Below are 7,756 nucleotides of genomic sequence, written 5' to 3' on the forward strand. Positions count from 1 at the left end.
GTTTAAATAAAAGACCGGCTCAGGGTGTCGGGTGGCGGCGCGCTTTTTGCGCTTCCAGCGTTTCGGTCGGGGCGCCCTGCTTCACCCATTCGGCGTAACCGCCATCGATGTGGGCGACGTTGCGCATGCCCATGTCCTGCAAGGCCTTGGCCGCCAGCGCGCTGCGCCAGCCGGCACCGCAGAACAGGATGAACTCCCTGGACTCGTCGGCAAACAGGGGCTTGTGGTAAGGCGAGGCCGGATCGACCCAGAATTCGAGCATGCCGCGTGGCGCATGAAAAGCGCCGACCACGGTGCCCTCGGCCAGCTCACGGATGTCGCGGATATCGACGATCTGCATATGCGCGTCGCTCAGGCGGGCCTGAACCGCCGCCACCGAATAGGTCGTGACCTCGGCCATGGCCTCGTCCACGAGGGCGCGGAATCCTTTGGTGATCGGCATGGTGTCTCCTTGCAGTATTTGAAACAATTTCCCCCCTGGCGCCGCCCTTGGCTTGGCAGGGCAACCCCGGTGGCTGAGTCTACCCAGCGATGGTCTGGGTGGCGAATAACTTTGCAAATCATGGAACTGCATTCCCTGATTTGCAAGGATAAACTCAATCCATTGAGACCAGAGTCGGCGCATGGCGTACCGTCGCAGCGGGCACGGGCAAAGCCGTAGGCGAAGAACATTTCAAGTTACGCCAGGAGAAAATTTCAAGGACAGGCGCCGCTGGCGCAAGACTCGGGCTATGTGATTTTGAAGACGGTTCGAATTCTTTTGGAGCCGGACTTTTCTTCGTAAACAGCCCACTGCTTGATTCCTTTGACGAGGACTGATGTGCTTATGTCTTTCACCGAAGTTTTGGCCTTGAGCTTTGCATTGACCCAATCCTGAACGTGCGGAAAGACGCTGCCTTGCTGGCCGGTCGGAATCAGCATTTCTTTTTCGCCAACCATGCCAGCAGAGGTGACGACGAGTTCGGTTGCGGGCACTGTTTTTTCTCAGTTGTGTTTGATGGGGTCTAGGCTCTTTTGCGATCTCGTTCGCGGAACAGCATGGGGCAAGTGGCCTCTTGATGCGCCTTAGGCGCCATTCTGCACGATGACGCCATGCCCGCAAGCGCTCTACGCAACTGGGGCCTGGCCGGCAGGCCGATCCAACTGAAGCCATGACTGAGTTGGCCAGCGGAGCCGCCCAGAAGCAACGCCTCCATTTCCATGCCACGGGCTCTTGAAGACTGACTCCGGTCTTTCGCTGAAATTGGATGGCACATATCTCAGGGTCCAAAGCGGACCTTCGCGTGGGCAAGATGCTGACCGTCGCCACCCAATGCTCGGAACTCGGAAGTTGCCGTTCGACGGCGAAAAATCGATTGTGCGCTTGACCAGCTTTTGTGCAGCGAAAGGGGCCAGGTAGGTTTCAGCAAGGAGTGAACGCGTCGGGCCAGTAAGCCAGCGGTGTTCACTAAAAGTTCTTTTTTTGAAAAAGACATTGCGGTGATTTTATATATGGGATATATTCCCATTTAATATAACTGAATCGCCGCTAAGCTATGTCTGAATCCCGCGCTGATCTTTCCCTAGCCGCCGCCTTGAGTTTGCTGGTGCCGCTGGTGGAGTTGCTGTTGCATGACGGAGTGACTTACCCCCGCTTTGCAAATGCGCTCAAGAAAACTTTTCTCGAATCGGCAACGAACCTTCTCGAAGCGAGTGCAGAGAAAATCAACGATTCGAGCATCAGTACATTGACCGGCATACATCGCAAGGACGTGCGGGAGTGGCGTTCCGTTGGACAGACACTCCCCCAGGTCAAGACATTGGGGCCCGTCATGGAAGTTTTTACCCGGTGGGCGAATGATCCAGACTATTGCGACAAGGAGGGGCGGCCACTGACACTGGATCGCACCGCTGGCCCCCGCTCTTTTGAAGCGCTGGCGACTTGCGTGTCGAAGGATGTCCACCCACATACAGTGCTGCGAGAACTTATCCGCCTTGGCGTCGTTCGCCTCGTTGAGGCTGCGCCTGACGGAAGTGGCGAACAAGTCAGTTTATGCGCGGACGCTTTCGTGCCCAAGAAAGGGGCCGCCGAGATGCTGCAATTGTTTTCCGACAACGTGGGAGATCACCTCGCGGCCGCAGCGCACAACCTCAGAGGAACTAATCCCCCGATGCTCGAACAAACCGTCTATGCCGACAGCCTGCGTCCAGAGTCGGTTGCCGCCTTGAGCACCCTGGCCCGCCAAATCTGGACCAAAGCCTTGCATGACGTCGTTCGCGACGCCACCGTGCTCAGTGAGCAAGACCGGGGCCAGCCCGGTGCGAATCAACGCATTCGCGTTGGTATGTATTTCTATCACGGCCCCAACCGCGAACCCTAAATCGTCTCGACGTATCTCTCGTAATTCTTAAGGAGTTTCAAATGTCTAATTTTGTATTCCCACGCGCCCGGCTGGTTATTCCGATGGTGGCCGCGTTATTGGTTGCGTCCGGCTGCGGCGGCGGTGGTGGCGCAGACTTTGCAGGCGTTGGCTCCGGTGGTACCGGCGCCATCAGCGGTACCGCTACCGCGGGTCCAATCAGCAATGCCACCATCACTGCCTACAGCATCAACGGCGGTCAAATGGGCGCCCAGATCGCCACGGCGGCCACCGACGTCAATGGGAACTTCACCATGGCCATTGGCAGCTACGCCGGCCCAGTGATGCTGCAGGCGAGCGGGGGAAGCTACACGGACGAAGCTACCGGGACGCTGATGCCCATGGCTGCGGGCGACGCGATGACTGCCGTCATGCCAACTGTCGCAGCCGGTGCAACCAACAGCGGTATACAAGTGACGCCTGTCACCGCCATGGCGCAAGCGATGGCTCAACACATGAATGGCGGTATGACGGACGCCAACATCGCCGCTGCGAATACCGCCATGAGCAACAACTTCTTGGTCAGCGACATCCTGCACATTCGGCCGATGAATCCTCTGGTCGCGGACGCCGGCACAGGCGCGAGTCAAGATGCACAGAACTATGGCATGACGCTGGCTGCCATGTCGCAGTACGCCAAGACCGTGGGTCTAACAACCTCATCGACCATGATCACCGCGATGATGAACGATGCGACAGACGGAATACTGGACGGTAAGGCTGGCGCCACGTCAGTGCAGATGGGGGGCATGGCAGGCGCAATGCTGCCGGCCACCGCCGGAACGAGCGGCATGGGAGCCGCCATGAATTCCTTCATGAACTCCACACAAAACATATCCGGGGTCACCACGGAAACGCTGATGAACAAGCTGAACAGCGCCAGCGGTCAGATATCAGGCAGCGTGCCAGCGATGATGAACGCGACGGTGAGTGGTACGGTGTTTAACGGGCCGGTAAGCAAGGCGACGGTCATGGCCTTTGCAGTTAATAGCGGCGCGGTGGGCGCACAGATCGCCAGCGTCGCTACCGATAGCCAGGGCAATTTCACTCTGCCATTGGGCAGTTACAGCGGCCCCGTGATGCTGCGAACGATCGGCGCCGGCTACACAGACGAAACCACAAGCACGACCATGACCATGGCGACAAATGACTTCATGAGCGCGGCTCTGCCGACAGTGGTCAGCGGTGCGAATGTCACTGGGGTTTTGGTTACTCCGCTCACGTCGATGGCCCAGACTCGTGCGTTGGCATTGAGTGGCGGTATGACGGACGCCAACATCGCCGCTGCGAATACGGCCATGGGCAACTACTTCTCGGTCAGTGACATCGTGCACACGCAGCCCATCAACCCGACCGTGGCCGGCACCGGTGTCGGCGCGAGCGTGGACGCGCGGAACTACGGCATGGCGCTAGCCGCGATGTCGCAGTATGCCAAGACCCTCAACATGACGCTCTCGTCAACACTGGTCACGGCCATGATGAACGATGCAACCGATGGCGTGATGGACGGCAAGAACGGTGTCAATCAGATTTCCATGTCGATGGGTGGGATGATGGGGGCAAGCGTGATGGCCCCAAGCGCTGGAACCAGCAGCCTGGCGACAGCGATGACAACTTTCATGAATTCAGTCGCAAATGCGTCTGGTCTGACCGTACCCGACATGGCCGGGCTAATGCAGAAGTTGACTAGTTCCAACGGAACCATCTGAATGCACTGCGTCCCTTGGACGAGTGCGCACAGAGTGTAGACCGGGTAGCGGTTTTACACAATCATGCTGAGTGTCCGCTGCACATGCGACGGTCAAACGGAAAAATTGATTGTCGCCGTCAAACGGGTTCTTTCTGCTTCGCACACCCGATGAATGTCAGGTATGGAGGAGCAGTCTCAGTGACCGCTATCGAGCCGCCGGCCAAAACCCGGGGCCAGAGCCCAATACCCGCAACCGCTGCATTGTGGTCGTCTGTGTGTGACCTGAACATCCCCTAATTGGGTGAGTTCTCGGAATGTCGGCTTCCGCTGCGACCCAGTCGTTCCAGGCGCGAGAAATCACCGACCGCCTCTGCAACTACATCGGCAAGCCGAAGAGCTGAACCCAGTAGACGCCCATCGTGCTCGTCGCACTGACTGCGGATGCGACGCCCATCTCGGTAAACAGGCTGTTCATCACATTGGCGCAATGGGCCGGGCTCTTGAGCCAGCCCGCGACCGCCTCGTCGGGCGACAGTTGGCCGGCGGCGATGTTCTCACCGGCCGCCCGGTAGCGGTAGCCGGCTCGCGTGACCCGCTGCCCAGACGTTGATCCGTCGCGTCCGGTGTGGCTGAAGTAGTTGTTCGCCGCCATGTCGTCAGCGTGCAGGGACGCCGCGCTCGCCAGGGCCTCATTCCATTGGAGCGGCCGCGCCGCGCCAAACGGTTTGTCTCCGCAGCGGCGCGGTTTGGCACGCGCTTCATTGACGAGGGCGAGCGTTCGCTCGGCGATTTGCTGGCGCGTCATGGCCACCCTGGGCGCGAACGGTGCGGCGAGCACGATCCAGAGCTGATTGCCACCGTCGTCGTGCACGCCAACTTCGGTGAGCGTCGGTAGGCCGATCTGGGCGCAATAACGCCCGGCCAGCAGCGCTTCGAGCCGAGTGTGCAGCCCCGCCCCGGCGATGGTGATGACATACACCTCAGTCGGTCGGTAACCCACGGACTTGACCGCCCCCTCGAGCGTTGCGCCGCGTGCCAACTGGGCGGCAACGGCATCGAGCGCGCCGCGTGCCACCAGCACTGGCGCGTTTGCTGCGCAGGTGCCACCGGGGGCACGCAGGCGGTTCACGAGGCGCACCACCGCATCGGTTTGCGCCTGCACGCACTGGCTGGCTGCGAGCAGCGCGAGGAACACCATCGTCAGGACCGACTTCATCCGGGGTGCGGCCCGCTCATCGCGGCAGGCCTCAAGCCAGCGCCCGCTGAATGATGATTTTCTGCACGTCGGACGTGCCTTCGTAAATCTGGCACACGCGCACGTCGCGGTAGATGCGCTCCACGGGGAAGTCGCTCACATAGCCGTAACCGCCCAGGGTCTGGATCGCGGCGCTGCAGACTTGCTCGGCCATCTCGCTGGCGAACAGCTTGGCCATGGCGGCTTCCTTCAGGCAGGGCCGGCCGGCGTCGCGCAGGGCGGCGGCGTGCCAGATGAGCTGGCGCGCGGCCTCTAGCTGCGTCGCGCACTCAGCCAGCCGGAAGCCCACCGCCTGGTGGTTGAAGATGGCGGTGCCAAAACTGTGCCGCTCTTTGGCATAGGCCAGCGCCACCTCGAACGCGCTGCGCGCCATGCCCACGCTTTGCGCGGCAATGCCGATGCGCCCGCCCTCTAAAGCGCCCAAGGCAATCTTGTAGCCCTCGCCCTCGGCGCCAATCAGGTTCTCGACGGGCACGCGGCAGTCGTCGAAATTGATCTGCGCGGTGTCGCTGCTGTGCTGGCCCAGCTTGTCTTCGATGCGGGCCACCACGTAGCCCGGCGCGCTGGTCGGCACCAGAAAGGCGCTCATGCCTTTCTTGCCCGCGCCCTTGTCGGTGACGGCAATCACGATCGCCACGTCGCCGTTTTTGCCGCTGGTGATGAACTGCTTGACGCCGTTGATCACGTAGCCGTCGCTGTTTTTGACAGCCGTGGTGCGCAGGCTGGAGGCATCCGAGCCGACCTGCGGCTCGGTCAGGCAAAACGCGCCCAGCATGCGGCCCTGCGCCAGCGGAGTCAGCCACTGCTGCTTCTGCGCCGCATTGCCGTAGCGCATCAGGATCGCGTTGACCGGGCAATTGGTGACGGAAATCGCCGTGCTGGTGCCGCCGTCACCGGCCGCGATTTCTTCCAGCACCAGCGCCACCGTCACATAGTCCAGGTTGGCACCGCCAAACTCCTCCGGCACGCAAATGCCGTAGGCGCCCAAGGCGGCCAGGCCCTGGTGTGCTTCCTTGGGAAAATAGTGCTCTTTGTCCCATCGCGCGGCGTGCGGCCACAGCTCCGCTTGGGCGAAGTCGCGCACCGCGTCGCGGATCATTTCCTGGTCTGGGGTGAGCAACATGGGTCCGGCCTTACATCATTGAGTCAAAATCTATAGGAAAACGGACGCTGGCGCCCGTCTGGAGAGCGTGAGCAGCTATGAAATTCATATCGTCCAACAAGTCCTCGGAGGCATCAAACGTCGATACCAATGAGTAGCAACGGCACCGATGGCACGCGGCGCCTGTTGCGGATCACGTTGCAAAAACTCGCCCCGTAGCAATCGGCACCTCTCCTGCAGCCAGAATTTCCTGCTTTTGTGCCGCGACTGGTGTTTTCACAGGATTGGGTTGAATGTCAATTGAAGTTTTCGTCATAGCAATCCAGCAGCCTCCCTCATGTGGGTGAAATTGATGGATGCAGCACGTTTTGCAAGTGCCGCCAGATGCAAGTCCAGATCGTCCGTCAGCAATAGCCGGTCCGCGTTGACTGTCGCTGCAAGGTGTGCATCAGTGAAACCAAGCCGTACAAACGTGGGGGCATCTACCACCTTGATATCCGTCTGACAGGTATGAAATGCTGGGTCGGACTGCAAACAAAACAATGGGAATACACGCTCAAAAAATTCAGCCTTCAAGCGTCCAGTCAAGACTTGCGCCGCAAGATTGCTTGTTTCCGTCAGGATTTGGGGGGTAGTCAAGATTCGTTTGAATTGCCTCACGTAATTCGCCAACAGCAACCCGTCAGCCAATGTATATTTTTCCAGACGCTTGCCTCCAATCAAGTTCGATTGAAACTGCGCCATGAGCCAAAGCAGCAGCACATTGGTATCCAGCAGCACGCCGTCGTCGCGATGTCGTCTCAGGTGCGCTTTCAGGTCCGACTCTAGCCCAGAGCTCATTGCACTTGCCGAATGTCCATTTTCACGAACTCTCCCGTGCTGGCGTCAATAAAAACAGTCTTATAAACGCGATGTTCAACTTGGGCAGTTGGCGCTCCATAGCCAGCAAGACTAAGCATGCCACCACTTACCGCCGACACTGACTTGGGACGATGAAAACCCAAAGTGACGGACCACAAACTGCGCTCACCATCCTTAACCAACTCAATTTCCTCCAGCGCCAGCGCCTTGGGCTTGTCGTCTTGATAGAGCTCGATTAACGACTCTTTGGCACGTCGCACTGCGTCTTTGGCAGGTATTGCTATTGCTTGCATGGATATCTCCTTCACTTAAATCTGGCAACGAATAGATGGCTTATCCAACGGGCACAGCCAACTGCATGCTTATAGCATTTCAAGCGCCACCGCAGTGCCTTCGCCGCCACCGATGCACAGCGTGGCAACGCCTTTTTTGAGGCCGCGTGCCTGCAG

8 protein-coding genes are annotated in these 7,756 nt (G+C 59.4%); 2 read left to right on the forward strand and 6 right to left on the reverse strand.

Features of this window, described 5'->3' with window-relative positions; genetic code table 11:
- Positions 1 to 19 precede the first annotated feature (19 nt).
- On the reverse strand, positions 20 to 442 hold the full coding sequence (locus B3V69_RS03050; RefSeq protein WP_296443676.1) for a rhodanese-like domain-containing protein: 423 nt from the start codon (positions 440 to 442) through the stop codon (positions 20 to 22).
- A 287-nt stretch (positions 443 to 729) separates the two neighbouring features.
- The gene (locus tag B3V69_RS03055) at positions 730 to 975 is read right to left on the reverse strand and encodes a hypothetical protein (RefSeq protein ID WP_296443677.1); all 246 of its coding nucleotides are present in this window, start codon (positions 973 to 975) and stop codon (positions 730 to 732) included.
- Between the two features lie 560 nt (positions 976 to 1,535).
- On the opposite strand from B3V69_RS03055, the gene B3V69_RS03060 reads away from it, so the two are divergent.
- Positions 1,536 to 2,360 carry a DUF6502 family protein gene (locus B3V69_RS03060; protein WP_296443679.1) on the forward strand — a complete coding sequence of 275 codons (825 nt, stop codon included), beginning with the start codon at positions 1,536 to 1,538 and terminating at the stop codon, positions 2,358 to 2,360.
- Positions 2,361 to 2,602: 242 nt separating this feature from the next.
- Positions 2,603 to 4,108, forward strand: a complete 1,506-nt coding sequence (locus tag B3V69_RS03065) for a hypothetical protein (protein ID WP_296443681.1) — start codon at positions 2,603 to 2,605, stop codon at positions 4,106 to 4,108.
- A gap of 357 nt (positions 4,109 to 4,465) precedes the next feature.
- Here the strand turns inward: B3V69_RS03065 and B3V69_RS03070 are convergent, their stop codons facing one another.
- The 4 genes from B3V69_RS03070 to B3V69_RS03085 form a co-directional block, all read right to left on the reverse strand.
- Positions 4,466 to 5,305, reverse strand: coding sequence for a CAP domain-containing protein (locus B3V69_RS03070; RefSeq protein WP_296443683.1), 840 nt, complete (start codon positions 5,303 to 5,305; stop codon positions 4,466 to 4,468).
- Positions 5,306 to 5,336: 31 nt separating this feature from the next.
- A complete protein-coding gene (locus B3V69_RS03075; protein WP_296443685.1) occupies positions 5,337 to 6,467 on the reverse strand; it encodes an acyl-CoA dehydrogenase family protein in 1,131 nt (376 codons plus the stop codon).
- 291 nt (positions 6,468 to 6,758) lie between these two features.
- A complete protein-coding gene (locus B3V69_RS03080; protein WP_296443686.1) occupies positions 6,759 to 7,286 on the reverse strand; it encodes a hypothetical protein in 528 nt (175 codons plus the stop codon).
- Positions 7,283 to 7,600: a hypothetical protein gene (locus B3V69_RS03085; protein WP_296443688.1), complete on the reverse strand. Its 318-nt coding sequence runs from the start codon at positions 7,598 to 7,600 to the stop codon at positions 7,283 to 7,285. The genes B3V69_RS03080 and B3V69_RS03085 overlap by 4 nt, the downstream gene beginning before the upstream one ends.
- Between the last annotated feature and the right edge of the window lie 156 nt (positions 7,601 to 7,756).

Origin of the sequence: Rhodoferax sp. UBA5149 (assembly GCF_002413825.1) — a bacterium.
Lineage (GTDB): Bacteria > Pseudomonadota > Gammaproteobacteria > Burkholderiales > Burkholderiaceae_C > Rhodoferax.

Coding starts and splice junctions, on each gene's coding strand:
- B3V69_RS03070 (WP_296443683.1), bottom strand. CDS start 5,305: ATGAAGTCGGTCCTGACGATGGTGTTCCTCGCGCTGCTCGCAGCCAGC.
- B3V69_RS03080 (WP_296443686.1), bottom strand. CDS start 7,286: ATGAGCTCTGGGCTAGAGTCGGACCTGAAAGCGCACCTGAGACGACAT.
- B3V69_RS03060 (WP_296443679.1), top strand. CDS start 1,536: ATGTCTGAATCCCGCGCTGATCTTTCCCTAGCCGCCGCCTTGAGTTTG.
- B3V69_RS03050 (WP_296443676.1), bottom strand. CDS start 442: ATGCCGATCACCAAAGGATTCCGCGCCCTCGTGGACGAGGCCATGGCC.
- B3V69_RS03085 (WP_296443688.1), bottom strand. CDS start 7,600: ATGCAAGCAATAGCAATACCTGCCAAAGACGCAGTGCGACGTGCCAAA.
- B3V69_RS03065 (WP_296443681.1), top strand. CDS start 2,603: ATGGGCGCCCAGATCGCCACGGCGGCCACCGACGTCAATGGGAACTTC.
- B3V69_RS03075 (WP_296443685.1), bottom strand. CDS start 6,467: ATGTTGCTCACCCCAGACCAGGAAATGATCCGCGACGCGGTGCGCGAC.